Consider the following 20,928-nt stretch of genomic DNA (forward strand, 5'->3'; position numbering starts at 1 on the left):
GCCCGGCATTATGATTCTGAATCAGACCCTTACCAGATCTTGACCCGCTCTTCAGGTGGCAGGTACATCTTATCCCCTTCCTTCACCTCAAAGACTTCGTAGAATTCAGCGATGTTTCTTGGGGTTCCCATGGCACGGAAATGACTGGGTGAATGCACATCTGTCAGCAGACGACGACCCATTTCTTCATCCCGGTATGCCCGGCGCCAGATCTGTGACCAGCCAATAAACAACCGTTGCTCGCCATTCAAACCATCAATGACAGGACTTGGCTTGCCATTCAGGCTCATCTCGTAAGCCCGCAGTGCGACAGTCAGCCCGCCCAAGTCACCGATGTTTTCACCCAGCGTCATATCGCCGTTGACAAATTTGCCGGGCAGCGCTTCATATTGACTGTACTGCTGACTGAGTTGCTTGCCACGCTTCTGAAACTCCTGCTTGTCCTTGTCTGACCACCAGTTGCGCAGGTTACCATCGCCATCGTACTTGGAACCCTGATCATCGAAACCATGACTGATTTCATGGCCGATCACCGCGCCAATACCGCCATAATTCACGGCATCATCAGCCTCCATATTGAAGAATGGCGGTTGCAGAATAGCTGCCGGGAAGACAATTTCGTTGTTGACCGGATTAAAGTAAGCGTTGACCGTTTGCGGAGTCATGTGCCACTCAGTTCGATCAATGGGTTGCCCAAGTTTCGCCAGCATCTCCTTGTATTCGAAACGGGCATGGCGCTCATAGTTACCCACCAGATCGTCGGCTTTGATCTCCAGATCGCTGTAGTCACGCCATTTATCGGGGTAACCAATCTTGTAAGTGAACTTGGCCAGTTTTTCCTGAGCCGCCACCTTGGTTTCAGGGCTCATCCATTCCAGCTCATCAATGCTGACTTCAAAGGCCTTGATGAGATTCTGGATCATCTGCTCCATCCGCTCTTTGGCCTCGGGCTTGAAATGCTCAGCCACATAGGCCTCACCCACCAGCTCACCGATGACCTGATCCGCGGCATCCACGGCATTCTTCCAGCGTGGATTCTGGGCTTCAATTCCCATCAGTGTCTGGCTGTGGAAGGCAAAGTGCAAATCAACAAATTGTTTGCTCAGCAGTTCGGCATAGCCATCTACCAGATGGAAAGTCAGGTAGTCCTGCCACATGCGCACCGGGAAGTTGCCGAACTTCTTGCCAAAAATATCCATGTAAGAGGGCTGACGAACAATCACATCCTGAGTTTTACCCGCCAGGCCAGTTGCCTTGGCGAATGCCTGGTAATCAAAGGCGCCCAGCATTTCAGCGAATTTCTCGACGCTGACCTTGTTGTAACTCTTGTTGGCATCACGGGTTTCAGTGCGACTCCACTGAGCCTGTGCCAGGTGGGTTTCAATCACCTCAACACTGAGCGCTGCGCGGCGGGCGCCATCATAATCCGCGGCGTCGAGCAGCTCTGCGACATACTTGCCCAGCGCGGCACGGGCATTTTTAAACTTCTCATCTGACTTCAGATAATAATCACGGTCCGGCAGCGTCAGCCCGGACTGATTGAAATACACCGCATACTGGCTGGAGTTTTTGGCATCATTGTTGACGTAAAAGCGCAGTGGACCGCCGGTGCCATTGATCAGCAGTTTGCCCATTACCGCAGCGATATCGTCATGGGTTTTGGCTGCAGCAATGTCATTCAGCAGAGGTTTCAGCGGCGCGATCCCCAATGATTCGACCAGCCCTGTATCCATATAACTGGTATAGAAATCACCGATCTTCTGCTCAGTACTGCCGACCTTTTTGTTTTCTTTGGCAGCAGCCTGCTCGATGATTTGCTTCAGGGCATTCTGACTTTGCTCATACAGTTCGGTAAACGTCCCGTAATTGGACTTATCTGCCGGAATGGGAGTATTGGCCAGCCACTTACCGTTGACGCTGTAATAAAGATCATCCTGATGACGCACTTGCGGATCGAAGTGCTGACTGTCTATTCCGGAAACCGGCTCGGCAACGGATGTAGTGGAAGGTTGGGTACTGCAACCTGCAATGCCCAATCCCAGGGCAATAGCAAGCGCCAGATGACTGACTTTCTTCATGAATCTCTCCATATTCTGGATCATTTTTATTATCTGAACGGTATTTTTTATCAGGATTGGCTACCGCTGACAGCAGTAACTGGTCTGGACGCGACAGAGATCACGCCAGACCATTGAATTACTGAATCTTTAAAAGTTTTTGCCGAGGAACAGATAGAAGGCCTTATCCCCGGTATCTGCCAGACCTATCCCCAACGCGGCAGGCCCCAGCACAGTATCAGTGCCCAGATACAGACTGGATGCGTAAATGAGGTCATTAAGCTTTATTTGCTCCGCCAGCTGCCATACATTGCCGGCCTCCAGACTCACCCCCAAATACAGAGGGAATTCAGTCATCCCCAACGCATCACGGCCCAGATCGTACTGATAAATCATCGCCCCAAACAGCATATGAGGCCCCAGCAGTGCATTCTTGTTGTAACCGGACAGATTGAGGAAACCACCAAGTTCAGACTGGTGCACTGAATACACCCCATCCTTGCTGATGGTCGAAAACGCCAGCTTGCCCACAAAGGCATGACTGTTCACGCTGACAGCCCCTTTCCAGTCGCCATCGATCTGCAATGATACATCTGAGGACTTATCAACCAGGTCACCACTGAGCTCGTCACGGCGCCAGTACACATTCATGTTGAAACGATTGCCACTGGTGGGAAAGCTGATGGAATCGAGCGTGTCATACCCCAGCGACAGATACCCCCCCCAGGAGTTGTAGTGGAAGGTTTCCCGCTGCAGACTTTCGTTTTTAATCTCTCCCCACTCCGACAACACACCCAGTTCCAACTGCCCGGCGGTAGCATAGTTGTAACCAAGGCCGGCAAAGAGCTCAAAGCTCAGCTTGTCGAACTTGGCAATCCGTACATTGTCTTCATACAGTTCCCAGTTGTTGATGGCATATTCGGCGGTAGCCTGGGTATAAAATAATTGCTCAGACTCCAGTGGCTGATAGAACTGGGTACCGATCAGTTTTTCAGAACCCAATCTGAGTTCATTGTGCCATTGCCCACCATTTTGAGTGATGTCCGTCAGGGTATACGCCATATCCAGAGTAATGGTCGAGTTCTGGGTAAAATCATCTTCCCAGTTCAGGCCAAGTTTGAAATAGTCCGGTCCCCAGGATTTTGCCCGGGTCACCATCACTAACTCCCGGCCGCTGGGAGTGTCCCTGAATTCAGCATTCACCCGCTCAAAATGATTCAGGGCATAGACCCGCTCGATACCCGCATCGAGCATGGATTTGTCAACCACCTGCCCCTGCGTCAGGCCCAGAGTATCCAGGATCAGCGTGTCACTGACGCGGGAGTGATTCTCCAGCACTACCCGCACCAGCGGCAGTTTCAAATCCCGCTGCCACTGCGCCCTTCGCTGCAGCTTTTGCTGCAAATATTGCTGATAGTCTTCGTCAGATACGCTCAGCGTCATTAACTTCCTGTGCTCGGCAAGTGCGGCAGTAATCCCCATGGGCAATACCTGCGGCATGATGGTGAAGTCAGTGGTACTCATTTGCCCCACATCCGGGCGTATCAGAATATCCCGGTCGGTCAGTAATGCCTTTTGCCGCTCGGTACTGGCATTGGTCAACATAGTGGAAAGCTGGTTAAGCACTGCCACTGTACTGTCCAGTTGGTTTTTGCCCACCAGCGCAGAGCCGATGTCCACCGCGATAACTATATCTGCGCCCATGGCTTTCACCACATCCACCGGCATGTTATTGGCTATCCCGCCATCCACCAGCAGATGACCATCGACCTCCGCCGGCTGCAGCGCACCAGGGACGGTGGCAGATGCCTGCATGGCCGCTACCACACTGCCCCGTGACAGCACGAAAACGTCGCTGGTCACCAGATCGGTTGCTACTGCCCGATAAGGGATCGCCATATCACTGAAACTGGTGTATTCAGGCACCAGATTGGTGGCATTGCGCAGCAGGATCGACATGGTTTGCCCCTGCAACAGACCATTGGGCACCTTCACTTCACCGTCGCTGTAGCCGACATTGATAGGGATGTTGTACTGATCGCGAAACTGTTTGTCGCGGTAACTGAGGTCCTGTCTGGGAATGGTGTCTGAGTAGCCCTCTGCCCAGTCAGTCCCCATCATGATGGCTTCAATCTCGGTCGCACTGTATCCCAGTGCATACATGCCACCGACGAAAGCGCCAATACTGGTACCGGCGACATAGTCCACCGGGATCTGGTAGGCTTCCAGCACCTTGAGTACACCTATGTGAGCGGCACCTTTGGCACCGCCACCGCTGAGTGCCAGGCCTACTTTGGGGCGCTGGTCCTGAGCCAGGGCTGGCAGAACCTGTACCATAACCAGCAACGAGACAATAAACCGGCACAAATACTTCATAGGGGCTCAACATTGGGTGGAAGAATAGTCAGGCATTGTAACGACTTGCCATCGGTGCGCAAATAAGATGCAGCAACTTTGCACTATGCCCGGTCAGACAGGGAAGAAACCGACAACCGTTTCAGATAAGCATCCATCTCTATGGCTGGCATGGGTTTGGAGAAGTAATAGCCCTGAATCGTGTAACAACCGCGAACATAGGCCTGCTCCAGCTGTTCATGAGTCTCAACCCCCTCAGCCACCACATCCAGCTTCAGGTTACGGGCCAGTTCCACAATACTGGATACAATCGCCTGATCCGACACATTGTGGACAATATCGATAAAGAAAGTACGGTCAATCTTCAGGCTATTAACCTCAAAATGCCGCAGGTAAGCCAGCGAAGAGTAGCCAGTGCCAAAGTCATCAATCGCCACTTTGACCCCAATCTCAGCCAGCTTGCGCAAATGTTCCTGAGCCAGCGCCACCTCTTTCATCAACACCCCTTCGGTGATTTCCAGTTCGAGGTTTTCCGGCAACATGCGGGTTTCTTTGAGAATACGTTTGACCCCCTCCACAAAATCCGCTGAACGGAAATGAGCAGCCGAGATATTCACTGCCACATACAGGGGAACCGCCAACAATTCACACCACTTCTGTCCCAGCGTGCAGGCTTCCCGCAGCACCCATAAATCCAGTTGTTTCACCAGGCCACAGGACTCCGCGATGGCAACAAAGATATCAGGCCGGATAAACCCCTCTGTCGGATGCTGCCACCTGAGCAGAGCCTCAATGCCCACCAGCTGCTCCTGTCCGTCACGAATATTAATCTGGGGCTGAAAGTACAACTCAAAATCGGCGTTTTCCAGCGCGCGCCTGAGTTCAGCTTCAAGCCGCAGATGATAAAGCGCCTCGGCATTGCGCTCGGAAGAAAAATACTGAAAGTTGCCCCGGCCTTCTTCCTTGGCGTGATACATGGCCTGATCCGCGTATTTGATCAGCGCCTCCGGCTGGGACGCATCGTCCGGCCAAATACTGATACCAATACTGGCTGACAGGTAAAACTCTCGACCATAAAGCTCAAACGGCAACGTCATTTGCTGCAATATGGTTTCCGCCAGCCGATTGATCCCGTCCAGGTTACCCGCATCCCGTGCCAGCACCACAAACTCATCACCACCAAAACGACACAGGGTATGCTCAGATTCCATGCATGCCTGCAACCGCGAAGCGGCCTCGACCAGCAACGCATCTCCCATACCATGCCCATAGGAGTCGTTAACGTGTTTAAAGCGGTCAAGGTCTAGGAACAGCAGCGCCAGTTTCTCATCTGTCTGGCCGGCCTGCAGCATGGCCTTCATCAATCTGGCACCAAACAACGTGCGGTTGGGCAACCCGGTCAACATGTCGTAATTGGCCAGGCGGCGAAGGTCTGCCTCACTGCGCTTGCGCTCACGAATATCGGAAAAAACCACGACATAATGCACTGTGTTTTTGCTGCCATCACTCATGGCTGAAGCGTTCAGCCACACAGGGCAGGCACCATCCGGCACCGCCAGTTCAAGCTCACCGCTCCAGCCACGCTGCCCATTCACTTCACGGAACAATTCGTCATCCAAATTGGCGATCGTCAGCAAACTGCTGAAACTGCGCCCTTCCAGTCCTTCCCCCAGCAAACTCAGCGCCGAGCGGTTGGCTACCGTAATATCCCGTTTGTCATCCAGAATAAGCACACCTTCTGCGGTGTATTCAAAAGCACTGGCCAGCAGTTTTGCCTTGCTCTGTAAATCACGGATAGCACTGATATCACTGTAAATACCGACAATCCGCTGCAATTGTCCCTCATCATCAAGCAGGCTTTTACCCCGGATCCGCATCCATCCGGCACTGCCATTGCTCTGCATAAACTTGAACTCAGACTCAAACTTGGAAAGCTCACCATCGCGTAAACGCTGACATAACTGAAGAAACTCCTGCTGATCATCCGGATGCAATCTGAGCGACTCGGGACGAATCTCGATGGTTTGCTTCTGGCTGCCCAACAAGCCACTGCGATTGCTCACAAACGCCTTGTCGACATCTGCATGCCATTCCCACAATTCTGAGTCGCTGCCATCCAGCGCCTGCAACAGCTTCTCTTCACTGGCTCGCAATCTGGCGTTCAGGGATCTTGCCCGGTTCAATTGCTGTTGCCGCACCCATCCCAAAGAACCGAGCAGCAGCAGTACCACTGCCACCACCAGCACTCTGAACCAGAATGACTGCCACCACTTAAACCCAATACTGAAACTGAACAACTGCGGCTTATCAGACCATACGCCATCCAGCCGTTGCAGCACTTCCAGTTGATAGTCTCCTGGCTGCAGGTTATTCAGGGTCAACTGAGTTTGTCCATAAAGGGGCAGATATCCGCCCTCCCCCTGATTGCGGCGACTCAACAGACGATACTTCAACTCCAGTGGCTGAGCATTCCAGAAATTATCACCCGTCAACTGGATACGTACGACCTGAGTACCGGGCGCCAACATAACCGGTTGGCGGGGCAAAAACTGCATTTCGCTGCCATCAGCCCCCAGCACCTGCACAGACTCAAGCAAAAGACGGTTATCCCGGCTTTGTACCGGCATGCGATCCAGATCCATCAGCATGACGCCATCAGTGGAACCTACATACACCTTGTCATCTTCAACGTGCGCCAGCGCTCCCTGATTAAACTCGGAAACCGGCAGGCCATTCCTGGGACTGATATTCATAAACCGATCGCCCCCCTTGCGCTGCCATACCAGCGTCCGGGTACAACCAATCAGGTTGTAATTCAGGGTTTGCCCCATGAATAACACTGAACTGCAGGGAATAGCGGCAGCCAGCGGTGTCAGGCGTTGTCCATCAAATACCTGCACACCTTTCTCATAGGTTCCTATCCAGAGTTGGCCGGGCGAAGGCTCCAACAGCGCAGAAGGCGTCAACTCCTCATCCCGCTCAAGCAGTGTGCGCAAAGAGGTAAACTGAGTCAGTTTGCGATCAAAATAGCCAAGCGTTTTTTCACCACCTATCCAAAGCCGTCCCTGACTGTCACGGTTGATGAAATGAATTGTCAGGCCGGTAAACCCCTTGGGATCATCTGCCAGCTCATAACGCATAACCTGATTGGATGCCGTGTCCCAATAAAACACACCATCAAAACTGCCAATCCATATCCGTCCGGGAATCACAGGATCGTTATAGAGCAAGGCGGACGCCTGCAGCCCATCAGGCATATCGGTCTTGAGCCAGGACGCCAGCCTCTGCCCCTGATAAGTAGCCTCATCAACCCGGTACAGCCCCTGAGTGGTTGCCAGCAGCAGTGTCCAGTTATCCAGGCGGGTAATACCGTAAACCGAATCCTCCCGGGACAAATCCGGCAGACTTATGGATAGCCGCTGGCGTCGCTGGCGGTCTACGTAATGAGCACCGCCTTCGGTGCCAAGCCACAGATTCTGCCCCTCAGGCAGGATCCACCAGGCCGTATTGTTGGGCAATTCATAGGGAGTCTGATTGTTAATACTTTCAAGCAAATAATCAGGTTCAGGTGCCATCAGCACCACTCCGTCGCCATTGCCTCCTGCCCAAATCAACCCTGCCGGGTCCCGCGCGATGGCGTATACCGAACTGATTCCAGCCCGGCTGACCGCCAGCTCGGCATAATCCCGGGCAACCTCCTCACCGGGACGCCAGGTGAAAAGGCCATTGCCTGAGGCCAGCCAGATTTTGCCTTCCCGATCCTGGGTCACCCCATACAGGCTATCCTGAACCTCGGGCTGAAACTCCAGCGCCTGACTGCCGGGATCCAGCCTCGCCAGCCCCACAGAGGTGGCAATCCAGACAGTACCGTCGGCGCCCTGATACAGGCTGCGCAGACGAACCTCCTGAGACTGCCACAGTGTTTTCTCAATCTCGCCCTCAGCCGATACCAATTGCAGATGGTGTTGACTGGCCATCAACCAGGCCCCTTGCCACTGTTCCACATCCAGCCAACGCTCATAGGGATTGACCGCAGGCAGAGTGAAGCCTGAGTCCAGAGATAGAGTCATCAGATCCAGTTGCCAGAAATGTCCATCTTCAGTGATCAGCGCAAATCGCCCATCGGCGAGCACTTCCACATCGGCCAATACGCGTTTGCCAAATTCAGGCAGCAGTGTTTCCCCCAGTGGCACGAACTCGTTGCGATCGACATGAAACAGCAGAGTCTGTTCGTTGGTCGCCACCAGCAATGTTGAAGGGGTCAGCGGAAATACCCGCCAGAAGATATCACCACCAAAGGAGTACAGCTTGTCACTGCTTTGCTGCCGGTCAACCCGGCGGGTTTGAGTTTGACTGACCCTAAACAGGCCATATTCAGAGGCGATCCAGGCATAACCCTGCTGATCGAAGTTGATATGCTGCACTATGCCATTGAACAGCAAGCCATCGCGGGGCCCTATCACCCGATGCACTTTGTTGTACGCCCATACCTGGGCTGAGAGGATACTTGCCAGAACAAGAATGAACAGTGGCAATCTGGAAAATCGCATAGTGTCCGGTCGTGGTTATTCGAGTCCGTGCCGTCAGGCATTGTCTTTGGGTTCGGCAGATCTAAGCCAATAATCGCTTTAACCTGTAAAACCTTACTCACTAAACATTAGGCGATAATTCAAAGTTTTTCTGAAAAAAAAGACGCTCAAATGAGCGTCTTTTCAAAGTGTGCAATCAATCGATTACTTGTTCTTTTTAGCCTTTGGATTCGGCAGATCGGTAATCGAACCTTCATAGATTTCAGCGGCCAGACCCACAGACTCATGCAGCGTTGGGTGAGCATGAATGGTCAGAGCGATATCTTCGGCATCACAGCCCATTTCAATCGCCAGACCAATTTCACCCAACAGCTCGCCACCATTAGTACCGACGATGGCACCACCAATGATGCGATGGCTGTCTTTGTCGAAAATCAGCTTGGTCATGCCGTCAGCCGCATCAGAGGCGATGGCGCGGCCACTGGCAGCCCATGGGAAAGTCGCGGTTTCATAGGCAATGCCCTGCTCTTTGGCTTCCTTCTCAGTCAGACCCACCCAGGCCACTTCAGGATCGGTATAAGCAATGGATGGGATAACCTTAGGATCGAAGTAATGCTTCATACCGGCAATCACTTCTGCAGCCACATGGCCTTCATGCACACCTTTGTGTGCCAGCATTGGCTGACCCACGATATCGCCGATAGCATGGATATGAGCCACATTGGTGCGCATCTGCTTGTCTACCTTGATAAAGCCACGCTCATCCACGTTAACACCGGCTTTTTCGGCGTCGATCAGCTTGCCATTTGGCGTACGGCCAATGGCCACCAGCACGGCGTCATAACGCACAGGCTCTGAAGGGGCTTTCTTGCCTTCCATCGACACATAGATACCGTCTTCTTTGGCTTCAACCGCAGTGACTTTGGTTTCCAGCATCAAGTTGAATTTCTTGCTGATCTTCTTGGTGAAGGTGCGAACCACATCTTTGTCGGCAGCCGGGATCACCTGATCCAGCATTTCCACCACGTCGATCTCAGTTCCCAGAGCATGGTAAACAGTACCCATTTCCAGACCGATAATACCGCCACCCATCACCAGCAGCTTGCCAGGTACTTCTTTCAGTTCCAGCGCATCGGTAGAGTCCCAGATACGTGGGTCTTCATGAGGAATAAATGGCAGTTGGATTGGACGGGAACCGGCAGCGATAATAGCGTTGTCGAATTTCACTGTGGTCACAGTGCCGTCTGCAGCAGTCACATCGATGCTGTTGGCACTGGAAAACTTACCCAGACCGTTGACTACTTTGACTTTACGCATCTTGGCCATGCCACCCAGACCACCGGTCAGCTGACCGATAACCTTTTCCTTATAAGCGCGCAGCTTATCCAGATCGATTTGCGGTGCACCGAAAGTCACCCCGTGCTCGGCCATCACATGGGCTTCTTCAATCACTTTGGCAACGTGCAGCAACGCCTTGGAAGGGATACAACCCACATTCAGGCACACACCACCCAGAGTGTTGTAACGCTCAACGATCACAGTCTCCAGACCGAGATCCGCCGCGCGGAATGCCGCAGAATAACCGGCAGGACCGGCACCCAATACCACTACCTGAGTTTTGATTTCGTTACTCATGATTTCCTCTAATCTTTATTCATTCCGTTTAGCGGCAGCACCTTAGTCACTGATTTGCCTGCTGGTAAGGTGTCCGCATTTTAACCCTTGTTTGATGCCGATCACAATCATTGCCGGAGTGCATCGGTCAAACAAATGGCTGCCATTACTGGCAGCCATTGGAAGGTCACGGTTACAAAACGAGCTTGCGTATGTCTGAAAGTACACCGCTCAGGAAGGTGACAAACTTGGCACCCTCAGCACCATCAATCACTCGGTGATCATAGGACAGGGACAGCGGCAGCATCAAACGAGGCTCAAACTCTTTACCATTCCACTTGGGTTTGATGTCTGACTTGGACACACCCAGAATGGCTACTTCGGGCGCATTCACAATCGGCGTAAACGCTGTGCCACCCAAACCGCCCAGGCTGGAGATGGTAAAGCAACCACCCTGCATATCTGCCGCGGTCAGCTTGCCGGCACGGGCCTTTTTGGAGATTTCCATCAGCTCGCGCGACAGCTCGTGAATACCTTTCTTGTTCACGTCACGCACCACAGGCACAACCAGGCCATTGGGCGTGTCTACCGCGATACCTATGTTCACGTACTTCTTGAGGATCAGGTTTTCACCATCTTCAGACAAAGACGCATTGAAGGATGGGAAAGCTTCCAGACCTTTAGCCACTGCCTTCATGATGAACACCAACGGGGTGATCTTCATACCGGAATCCTTTTTGGCTTCCGCGGCATTTTCAGACTTGCGGAAGTCTTCCAGTTCGGTAATATCGGCTTCATCGAACTGGGTCACATGAGGGATCATCACCCAGTTGCGATGCAGGTTGGCACCACTAATCTTTTTGATGCGTGACAGTGGCTGAACTTCGGTTTCACCAAACTTGGCAAAATCGACCTTAGGCCATGGCAACAGCCCCAGACCAGCACCGTCGTTACCTGAGGCAGACGCAGCGCCGGATTCCAGACGCTTGAGCGCGTCTTTGATGTAGGTCTGAACGTCTTCCTTCACCACCCGACCTTTGCGACCGGTACCTTTGACCTTCGCCAGGTTCACCCCGAATTCACGGGCCAGACGACGGATAACCGGCGAGGCATGGGCATACTCAGTATTGGCCACAAAGCCTTCATCGCCCTTGGCCGCACCGGCAGCCTGAGGAGCTGCGCTCGCCTGTGGGGCAGACGCAACCACAGGTGCGCTGACAACAGCCGCAGGAGCGGCCGGCGCACTGCCTTCAACGGTAAAGGTCATGATCAGTGAGCCGGTTGACACCTTGTCACCTGTGCTGACTTTAATCTCTTTCACTATGCCGGCAAATGGCGCGGGAACTTCCATCGAAGCCTTGTCACCTTCCACAGTGATCAGCGATTGATCGGCTTCGACCCGATCCCCCACAGCCACCATCACTTCAGTCACTTCCACTTCATCGCCACCGATATCAGGCACATTCACATCCTGAACACCGGCAGCCACCGCAGCCTGAGCCACTGGCGCAGGGGCTTGAGCGGAGGCGGCAGCTGGCGCAGCGCCTGCCACAGGGGTGCCTGCCACTTCAAATACCATGATCAGCGATCCGGTAGACACCTTATCTCCCGCCGCGACCTTAATCTCTTTCAGCACGCCGGCAAACGGTGCTGGCACTTCCATTGAGGCTTTATCGCCCTCAACAGTGATCAGCGACTGATCCGCGGCAATGCTGTCGCCAACGGCCACCAGCACCTCGGTCACTTCCACTTCATCGCCGCCGATATCTGGCACATGCACTTCTTTTTGCTGCGCAGCCACTGGCGCTGCGGCTTGTGCAACCGGAGTGGCCGTCTGTGCCACAGGGGCCGCCTCAGCGACAGCGGCACCTGCCACGTCAAACACCATGATAAGAGAACCGGTAGCGACCTTGTCACCCAGATTCACTTTAATTTCTTTTACAGTCCCGGCCACGGCGGCAGGAACTTCCATGGAGGCCTTATCACCTTCAACAGTGATCAGCGGCTGCTCCAGTGCAACCTGGTCACCAACACTGACGAGGATCTCAGTGACTTCAACCTCATCACCGCCGATATCAGGTACAAAAATTTCGATAGCCATGAATGTGCCTCTTATGCGTACAGTGGGTTCATTTTCTGAGTGTCGATACCGAATTTGGCGATGGCATCTGCCACAACCTGCCTGTCGATTTCGCCACGCTTGGCCAGTTCAGTCAGGGCGGCCACCACCACATAGCTGGCGTTCACCTCGAAGTGACGACGCAGATTCTCACGGCTGTCACTGCGACCGAAACCATCAGTACCCAGTACCCGGAATGATGCTGCCGGTACAAACGCCCGCACCTGCTCAGCATAATTTTTGATGTAGTCAGTCGCCACGATGGCAGGCTCAGTACCCATCACAGTAGCGATGTAAGGCACCTGCTCAGCAGCCAGCGGATTGAGCATGTTGTGACGCTCACAGGCCTGACCGTCGCGGGCCAGCTCGTTGAATGAGGTGACGCTGTACACATCACTGCCCACACCATACTCTTCGCTGAGGATCTGCGCAGCCTTACGCACTTCATTCAAAATAGTGCCTGAGCCCATCAGCTGTACCTTGCCCTTACCACCGGCCAAAGTTTCCAGCTTGTAGATACCCTTACGGATACCCTCTTCCACACCCTCAGGCATAGCAGGCTGGGCATAGTTCTCATTCATCAGCGTCAGGTAGTAGAACACGTTCTCCTGATCCGGGCCGTACATGCGGCGCAGACCATCCTGCACAATAACGGCCACTTCATAGGCATAAGTCGGGTCGTAAGAGATACAGTTAGGGACGGTACCGGCCAGAATATGGCTGTGACCATCCTCATGTTGCAGACCCTCACCATTCAGCGTGGTACGACCGGCGGTGGCACCCAGCAGGAAGCCGCGGGCCTGTTGATCACCCGCCATCCACGCCATATCGCCCACACGCTGGAAGCCGAACATGGAGTAGTAGATGTAGAACGGGATCATCGGCAGGTTGTTGGTGCTGTAAGAGGTCGCAGCAGCCACCCATGAAGACATGGCACCCAGCTCGTTAATCCCTTCCTGCAGTACCTGACCTGAGGTCGCTTCTTTGTAGTAAGAAACGATATCGCGGTCCTGCGGCGTATAATTCTGACCGTGCGGGTTGTAAATACCAATCTGACGGAACAGACCTTCCATACCGAAGGTACGGGCCTCATCGGCAACGATTGGCACTATGTGCTTACCCACGCCCTTGTCTTTCAGCAGCACATTCAGTGCCCGCACAAAGGCCATGGTGGTGGAGATTTCGCGCTTCTGCTCTTCCAGCAGCGGCTCGAACACTTCCAGCTCAGGCATCACCAGTTCCTGGGAGAAACGTGGCAGACGCTTGGGGGTGTAACCGTGCAGCGCCGCGCGGCGCTCATGCAGATACTTGTGCTCGGCACTGCCCTCTTCCAGGGTCAGGTAAGGCAGATTGTTCACGTCTTCATCGGTCAGCAGATCCTGCAGACCCAGACGGTTACGCAGCTGCAGAACATGGCTCATGTCCATCTTCTTCACCTGGTGAGCAATGTTCTTGCCCTCTGCGGCATCACCCATGCCGTAACCTTTCACGGTTTTCGCCAGGATCACGGTTGGACGATCTTTGGTATCCTGCGCGGCCTTGAAGGCGGCAAACAGCTTGGATGGCTCATGACCACCACGCTTGAGCGCGAAGATCTCATCATCTGTCATGTCGGCAACCAGTGCCGCCGTTTCAGGGTACTTGCCGAAGAAGTGTTCACGCACGTAAGCGCCATTCTTGGACTTGTAAGTCTGATAGTCACCGTCAACGGTTTCGTTCATCAGCTGCAGCAGCTTGCCAGTGGTGTCTTTGGCCAGCAGCTTGTCCCAGCCACGGCCCCAAACTACTTTGATCACGTTCCAGCCGGCGCCTTTGAACAGACCTTCCAGCTCCTGAATGATCTTGCCGTTACCCATTACCGGGCCGTCCAGACGCTGCAGGTTACAGTTGATCAGGAAGCACAGATTATCCAGCTTCTCACGGGCGGCAAAAGAAATCGCGCCACGGCTTTCCGGCTCATCCATCTCGCCATCACCCAGGAAGGCATATACCCGCTGGTTGGAGGTGTCTTTCAGACCACGACCATTGAGGTATTTCAGGAAACGGGCTTGATAAATAGCAGAGATAGGACCCAGCCCCATGGATACGGTCGGGAATTGCCAGAATTCAGGCATCAGCTTGGGATGCGGATATGAAGGAATCCCCTTGCCATCCACTTCCTGACGGAAGTTATCCAGCTGCTCAGCGGTCAGACGACCTTCCACAAATGCGCGGGCATAAATCCCCGGAGCGATATGCCCCTGGTAATACACCAAATCACCGCCATCCACGTCATTGGGGGCGCGGAAGAAGTGGTTGAAACAGGTCTCATAGAAAGCAGCTGAAGACTGGAACGAAGCCATGTGGCCACCCAGTTCAAGATCTTTCTTGGAGGCGCGCAGCACTATCATGATGGCATTCCAGCGAATGATTGAGCGAATGCGGCGCTCCAGATTCACATCACCGGGATAAGCGGGCTCCTGCGCAGCAGGAATGGTGTTGACATAATTGGTGGTAATGCCGGTAGGCATATCCACACCGTCAAGGCGGGCCTTATCCAGCACCTGCTCCAGCAGATACTGGGCACGCTCGACACCTTCTTCACGGACCACGGATTCAAGAGCGGCCAGCCACTCCCGGGTTTCAGTTGGATCAAGATCTTGCAGCAAATGTTCAGACATGAGACTGTCCTTATTTACACGTATTAAGTGGAATTGACGACTGCCCTGCTTCCCGGCGGATTACACACCGCCCTTCATGCGACGCAAACTGCGCTGCAAACGACTGTCTTCTTCTCTGACAGCGAGCATCACCTCTTCGATGTAGCTCAGGTGTTCGTTTGACGCTTCACGTGCCGCATGGGGGTCACGACGAACAATCGCTGCCAACAGGCCGCGACGGTGTTCATTGGCAATGGTGGAAGCTTCCTGGCGACGGCTCAGAAGCTCCAGGTTCTGCGCTATGTTCTTTTCAAGCACAGTGGATAAACTCAATACCAGATGCAACATGGCCACATTGTGGGAGGCCTCGGCAATGGCGCGATAGAAACGCACAATCGCTGCGGCTTGCTCCTCAATACCCTTGGCCGCTTCCACTTCGAGGATCATCCGCTTGATATTCTGCATATCGGCATCAGTTCCCCGCAGGGCAGCAAAGTAGGCCATCATACCTTCAGTGGCATGACGGAACTCCAGAAGGTCATACTGACTCTCAGGATCGTTGTGCATCAGTTCTACTACGGGATCGGCAAGACTCTGCCAGAGCTGTTCCTTAACATAGGTACCACCACCCTGGCGACGACTTAACAAACCTTTGGCTTCCAGTTTCTGGATGGCTTCGCGCAGAGAAGGACGGGATACTTCGAACTGAATGGCTAACTCACGCTCAGGCAAGAGTTTTTGCCCTGGCTGCAAGCTGCCTTCGAGGATCATCCGCTCCAGTTGCTGCATAATCACATCTGAAAGCTTGGGTTGGTTAATTTTGCTATAAGCCATTTGGGCCTCAGCTCCTTTGTCAATTGGTCTTACCAATTTATATGAGTGAGCGCACTTTATCAAATCACACTTTTACTGTCCATAGCGTGACGCTGGTCAAACCAAGCTGCAAACCGTGAATCACACCAAACAAATCAACAAAGGCGGGCGAACAACACCAAAAACAATGACCAAAATCAATGCTCGATTATTTTTCAACCAAAAACCATCAAACATTGGCAGAATCTGGCCTGTTATGCCAATAAATCGGCTGCTAAGGCGCGTGACAGAGGGGAAGAAGTGAACAGTCGGATACCTGCTTGTAATCGATTTGTTCCCGGCAAGGTTAACTGAAAAATAATTCATTTGCAGCGCTCGACCGCTGTTTTTTTGACCAAACAATCCTCGCTTGTGTAGCGATTCAACCGGTCACTGACATCCCGTCTTAACCGGCCTTGTCTTCAGCCTGAAGGCAGCCGCAGCGTCGCGATTCAGGCTCAGGGATTACCCGGCCTCAGAGGATGGCATCAGCGCTATTGCGCCAACGGCCGCTAAAGAGTCATTGACGATATCAATGATATCAATGAAAAACAGGGACAGGGCAGCTCTCATCGCTCAGAGCTGCCTTGTTATAACTCAGCTGACCACGCCAAAGATAGTTGCCAACGACAACACACACACCAGCAAAATGAAGTTGCGTTTACTCAGCGCCAGCATGGCGATAGTGGGTTGCAGACTGATACTGTCATTCTGCTCACAGGACTGAGGCTCCGCCGCCATCGCGGTCTGCACTATGATCTCCCTCGCAGAGCAGCCCGGTTGCATCACCAGTTTACGCCACACCTCAATGGATTTGCTGAATTCACCACACAGCACAAAACCAAAGGCGAACAGGCGCGCGGGGATCCAGTCCAGCAGAAACAGCAGCTCATCCACCAGAGGCAGCTCCAGCTTGCGCTTGAGTTTCTCCTCGCTGTAGTAACGCACAGTACAATACAGCACTGCGCCAATGGGACCAGCAAGAATGAAGTACAGCGCGACCGCACCGTAATAACGATAGTTGGTCCAGGCCACGCTCTGCCCCACTCGATTGGCAAGCTCACAGGGATCAACGGCATCCAGACAATCGCTGCACTCCAGCTGCCCGGCGTAATGGTAGCAGGCCTGGGTATCTCCCCGGCAGGCCGCCTGCACATAGCGTTTAAACGCATCCCGCTGCGCTTTGTGGGTAAAACACAGCACTGCGACCGCAACCCACAGCATCAATGAAAAAGCGCCCCAGAATAGCCCGGCCACAATCCAGCTGAGCAGGTACAGCGCCAATGCAGGTAACAGCAGCGCCAGAGCCATCATCCCGGCAGACTTTATCTGTTCATCCCGAAACAGGTTGCGGTGATACAGTCCCAGTAAATGATCAAACTGCAGATTGGCGGGCAGCACCTTGAGGCGCTCCACCAAAATCGCGATCAACAGAGAAAACAACGCCATGTGTTATTCATCCTTACTCGTTGCGCCGGGCACCGCCCCGGCAATTGCGGCCAGATAACCTGACCAGTCAAAACAGGGCCCCGGATCTGTCTTTCTGCCCGGAGCGATATCACTGTGACCCACAATCCGCGAGGCGGTAATCTGCGGATAACGGCCCATCAACCAATCGGTCAAACCAACCAGCTGCTGATACTGCTCTTTGGTAAACGGCAGATTGTCCGTCCCTTCAAGCTCAATCCCCACCGCAAAGTCATTACAATGACTGCGTCCCTGAAAGCTCGATACCCCGGCATGCCAGGCGCGTTCATCGCAACTGACATACTGCACCAGCTCGCCATCCCGCCGGATCAGAAAGTGGGCGGAAACCTCCAGTCCCTGTAAATCGGCAAAGCTCTCATGGGCATGACAGTCAAGCGTGCCGCAAAACAACGCATCCACATACGGCGTACCAAACTGACCTGCCGGCAAACTGATATTGTGGATCACCAGCAAACTCACCTCAGCCGCAGGACGGGCGTTAAAGTGAGGCGAGCGCACCACTTTTGCCTGCGGATACCAGCCACAAACCTCGTTCTCTGCCACCAAGCGCAGTCCTCATCGGGATGAAGTCTAAATTAATTCAATACTCTACCAGTTTTATGACAGCGACAATAGCCACCCTGCCTGCATCCATGACGCGGCGCAGAGCCTGTTTCACTGCGCAAAGTATGCTAACCTTGTCGCCGCTTCTAATCGCCCGCTTTTATTGCCCTTAATGAAGGAATGTCACATGTTGGAAAATGATATCCGCCTGAGCGTCAAGGCCGCACTGGACGAAGATTTGGGTCAACAGGATGCCATCAGTGGCGACATCACCGCACAGCTTATTCCCATTGACAGGTACGCCGAGGCTGCACTTATCACCCGAGAAGAAGGGGTGTTCTGCGGCAAAGCCTGGGCTGAACAGGTATTCAATCAGCTGGGTGGCCAGGTTGCCCTGCACTGGCATGTGGATGATGGCGATCTGCTGCTGCCCGGCCAATTACTGTGTGAACTGTCCGGTCCGGCACGCACCATTTTGACCGGCGAGCGCACCGCCATGAACTTTATTCAGACATTGTCCGGCGTCGCGACCCTGACCAAACGTTATGTCGATAAACTGGCCGGTACCCATACCCAGCTGCTGGATACCCGCAAGACCCTGCCGGGACTGCGCACTGCCCAGAAATATGCAGTCACCTGTGGTGGTGGCAAAAATCACCGTATCGGCTTGTACGACGCCTTCCTGATCAAAGAAAACCACATCATGGCCTGTGGCAGCATTAAGGCCGCCGTCGCCACCGCCCGCAAATTGCATAGCAACAAACCGGTGGAGGTTGAAGTGGAATCCCTTGATGAGCTGAAACAGGCATTGGACGCAGGCACCGACATCATCATGCTGGACAATTTCGATATCACCATGATGATCGACGCCGTAGGCATCAACAACGAATACAAGGCCAAAGGCGCGGGAGCCAAACTCGAGGTGTCGGGTAACGTGACGCTGGATACCCTGCGCAGCTTCGCCGAAACCGGTGTTGATTTCATTTCAGTTGGCGCGCTGACCAAACATGTACGCGCTCTGGATTTATCGCTGCGACTGAAAAACTGACGTCCACACAGCATTTTCCCGGCCGGATAACTTCAAAAGTTTATCCGGCCTTTTTATTTCGCCGGAAATAAACCAGTAATCAAAATGACCGCAATAAAATAGTCATTTCACCAATATATTTAACTGGTCGATTCAACTTAATAAGAATATTAACCTGTTATTGGAGTTCGGTATTTTTCCGTCACCCTTTGCGCCTGCGTCAACAATCCGTTCACCCGCCATAATTCAGTTGTTTATCAAACACCTGAACACAACTAAATTTCAGCTATTCATCCATTTTTTTAGCAATTTATTAATATAAGTCATTCCAATTGACATTAGTTTGTATTAACTTCTTAGCCGGATAGTCGGATGTCATACCAGTGACAACCAGCCATTCACAATAACAACATTGCATATATTGTTCAGCGACAGTCAAACGACTTATTCGGCAGCATTCCGTATTCTTTTGAGCTGTCATGCGGCAATCAAATGCAACAGTCACACTTTTACGGGCCTGCAAATGATATGGAGCACTGGCATCCAGATTCAATGAGCAGTCAAAAACGCTGTCGGCGCTGCCGGACAGCAAATGGAGAAGACAATGAAAGGTATCAACTCAATGAAAAAGAACGCCCAGGGCTTTACCCTGATCGAACTGATGATCGTAGTGGCGATTATTGGTATTTTGGCTGCGATCGCGCTGCCGGCTTATCAGGATTATGTTAAACGCTCTAAGCTTACATCATTACTAACCGAAGCTAACCCATACAAGACAGCAATTGGTATATGTTATCAAACTGACGCAAACATAGATCTTTGTGATGGAGGCTCTAATGGGATACCTGCAGCAGAAGGAAATATCGCTTCTGTAACGAATGGCGCAATTACGATTACAGTACCAGCTGCTACCGATGATAAGAACATCGTCTTGACCCCCGACACGACAAATAAATCTAAAGTTATTTGGACAATTAAGGGCGGCACTATATGTGTTGATGCTATTGATGGCTGCACCGCGGGGACCTAATTTTACCATCCATTCAACATAAAACGGTCATATCTTGGTGATGTCCCCCATCTATCTTAAACCGCTCCTCGTGAGCGGTTTTTACTCTCTAGGTTATATATCAAAAGCGGGGACAGCCACTTCTTTTGGCAAAGACACAAAAGCGGGGACAGCCACTTCTTTTGGCAAAAAATAAGTTAGGACAGCCATATCTTTCTTGATGTGACTACCTCCCTCAAAACCGCTCCATGTGAGCGGTTTTTGCTTAAAAAAAGCCATGCTCATTTGACTAAAAAATCGAGGACAGCCACATCTCTTGGAAAACTAAAAGCTGGGACACCCACATCTCTTGGCAAACGCCCAATCCCTCGACTAGCCTTTGAGATAACCACTCCTCTTGCCCAAGCTGAACGATGACCACAGCACGCAAACGCCTTATCGATGCTGCCTCCACGCCCTTTTACAATAGACAGGACAGCCATATCTTTCTTGATGTGACTACCTCCCTCAAAACCGCTCCACGTGAGCGGTTTTTGCTTTCCAGGATAAAAAATCCCATGAAAAGCGGGGACATTTTAGATAGGACATATATGGACGCTCCCACAGATGCAAGCCGTTTTACCCCTCGGATAGGAAGCAAAAGCGGGGACAGCCACTTCTTTCTTCTTTTGGCAAACGCCCAATCCCTCGACTAGC

At 52.7% G+C, this 20,928-nt stretch carries 11 protein-coding genes; 2 read left to right on the forward strand and 9 right to left on the reverse strand.

Features of this window, described 5'->3' with window-relative positions:
* Nucleotides 1-29: 29 nt before the first annotated feature.
* The 9 genes from ACRRUX_RS18945 to ampD form a co-directional block, all read right to left on the reverse strand.
* Nucleotides 30-2,078, reverse strand: a complete 2,049-nt coding sequence (locus tag ACRRUX_RS18945) for a M13 family metallopeptidase (protein WP_432533441.1) — start codon at nucleotides 2,076-2,078, stop codon at nucleotides 30-32.
* A gap of 129 nt (nucleotides 2,079-2,207) precedes the next feature.
* A complete protein-coding gene (locus tag ACRRUX_RS18950; protein ID WP_432533444.1) occupies nucleotides 2,208-4,433 on the reverse strand; it encodes a patatin-like phospholipase family protein in 2,226 nt (741 codons plus the stop codon).
* Nucleotides 4,434-4,516: 83 nt separating this feature from the next.
* On the reverse strand, nucleotides 4,517-8,962 hold the full coding sequence (locus tag ACRRUX_RS18955) for an EAL domain-containing protein (RefSeq protein ID WP_432533447.1): 4,446 nt from the start codon (nucleotides 8,960-8,962) through the stop codon (nucleotides 4,517-4,519).
* A 183-nt stretch (nucleotides 8,963-9,145) separates the two neighbouring features.
* Nucleotides 9,146-10,576: a dihydrolipoyl dehydrogenase gene (lpdA, locus tag ACRRUX_RS18960; RefSeq protein ID WP_432533450.1), complete on the reverse strand. Its 1,431-nt coding sequence runs from the start codon at nucleotides 10,574-10,576 to the stop codon at nucleotides 9,146-9,148.
* A 172-nt stretch (nucleotides 10,577-10,748) separates the two neighbouring features.
* Nucleotides 10,749-12,656, reverse strand: coding sequence for a pyruvate dehydrogenase complex dihydrolipoyllysine-residue acetyltransferase (gene aceF, locus ACRRUX_RS18965; RefSeq protein ID WP_432533453.1), 1,908 nt, complete (start codon nucleotides 12,654-12,656; stop codon nucleotides 10,749-10,751).
* Nucleotides 12,657-12,667: 11 nt separating this feature from the next.
* Complete coding sequence (gene aceE / locus ACRRUX_RS18970) at nucleotides 12,668-15,334, reverse strand: pyruvate dehydrogenase (acetyl-transferring), homodimeric type (protein ID WP_432533456.1); 2,667 nt, start codon at nucleotides 15,332-15,334, stop codon at nucleotides 12,668-12,670.
* 60 nt (nucleotides 15,335-15,394) lie between these two features.
* Nucleotides 15,395-16,147 (reverse strand): pyruvate dehydrogenase complex transcriptional repressor PdhR, encoded by a 753-nt coding sequence (pdhR, locus tag ACRRUX_RS18975; RefSeq protein ID WP_432533459.1) that lies wholly within the window; start codon nucleotides 16,145-16,147, stop codon nucleotides 15,395-15,397.
* 615 nt (nucleotides 16,148-16,762) lie between these two features.
* Complete coding sequence (gene ampE / locus ACRRUX_RS18980; protein WP_432533462.1) at nucleotides 16,763-17,614, reverse strand: beta-lactamase regulator AmpE; 852 nt, start codon at nucleotides 17,612-17,614, stop codon at nucleotides 16,763-16,765.
* A 3-nt stretch (nucleotides 17,615-17,617) separates the two neighbouring features.
* Nucleotides 17,618-18,199 carry a 1,6-anhydro-N-acetylmuramyl-L-alanine amidase AmpD gene (ampD, locus tag ACRRUX_RS18985; protein ID WP_432533465.1) on the reverse strand — a complete coding sequence of 194 codons (582 nt, stop codon included), beginning with the start codon at nucleotides 18,197-18,199 and terminating at the stop codon, nucleotides 17,618-17,620.
* A gap of 184 nt (nucleotides 18,200-18,383) precedes the next feature.
* Here ampD and nadC point away from each other — a divergent pair, with 184 nt between their 5' ends.
* A complete protein-coding gene (gene nadC / locus ACRRUX_RS18990) occupies nucleotides 18,384-19,244 on the forward strand; it encodes a carboxylating nicotinate-nucleotide diphosphorylase (RefSeq protein WP_432533468.1) in 861 nt (286 codons plus the stop codon).
* Nucleotides 19,245-19,827: 583 nt separating this feature from the next.
* Complete coding sequence (locus ACRRUX_RS18995; protein WP_432533471.1) at nucleotides 19,828-20,253, forward strand: pilin; 426 nt, start codon at nucleotides 19,828-19,830, stop codon at nucleotides 20,251-20,253.
* Nucleotides 20,254-20,928 lie beyond the last annotated feature (675 nt).

The organism is Shewanella sp. GXUN23E (assembly GCF_050865035.1).
GTDB lineage: Bacteria > Pseudomonadota > Gammaproteobacteria > Enterobacterales > Shewanellaceae > Shewanella.

Excerpts from the sequence above, each read along its gene's own strand:
- ACRRUX_RS18945 (WP_432533441.1), bottom strand. The coding sequence starts at position 2,078 with ATGAAGAAAGTCAGTCATCTGGCGCTTGCTATTGCCCTGGGATTGGGC.
- ACRRUX_RS18950 (WP_432533444.1), bottom strand. The coding sequence starts at position 4,433 with ATGAAGTATTTGTGCCGGTTTATTGTCTCGTTGCTGGTTATGGTACAG.
- ACRRUX_RS18955 (WP_432533447.1), bottom strand. The coding sequence starts at position 8,962 with ATGCGATTTTCCAGATTGCCACTGTTCATTCTTGTTCTGGCAAGTATC.
- lpdA (WP_432533450.1), bottom strand. The coding sequence starts at position 10,576 with ATGAGTAACGAAATCAAAACTCAGGTAGTGGTATTGGGTGCCGGTCCT.
- aceF (WP_432533453.1), bottom strand. The coding sequence starts at position 12,656 with ATGGCTATCGAAATTTTTGTACCTGATATCGGCGGTGATGAGGTTGAA.
- aceE (WP_432533456.1), bottom strand. The coding sequence starts at position 15,334 with ATGTCTGAACATTTGCTGCAAGATCTTGATCCAACTGAAACCCGGGAG.
- pdhR (WP_432533459.1), bottom strand. The coding sequence starts at position 16,147 with ATGGCTTATAGCAAAATTAACCAACCCAAGCTTTCAGATGTGATTATG.
- ampE (WP_432533462.1), bottom strand. The coding sequence starts at position 17,614 with ATGGCGTTGTTTTCTCTGTTGATCGCGATTTTGGTGGAGCGCCTCAAG.
- nadC (WP_432533468.1), top strand. The coding sequence starts at position 18,384 with ATGTTGGAAAATGATATCCGCCTGAGCGTCAAGGCCGCACTGGACGAA.
- ACRRUX_RS18995 (WP_432533471.1), top strand. The coding sequence starts at position 19,828 with ATGAAAGGTATCAACTCAATGAAAAAGAACGCCCAGGGCTTTACCCTG.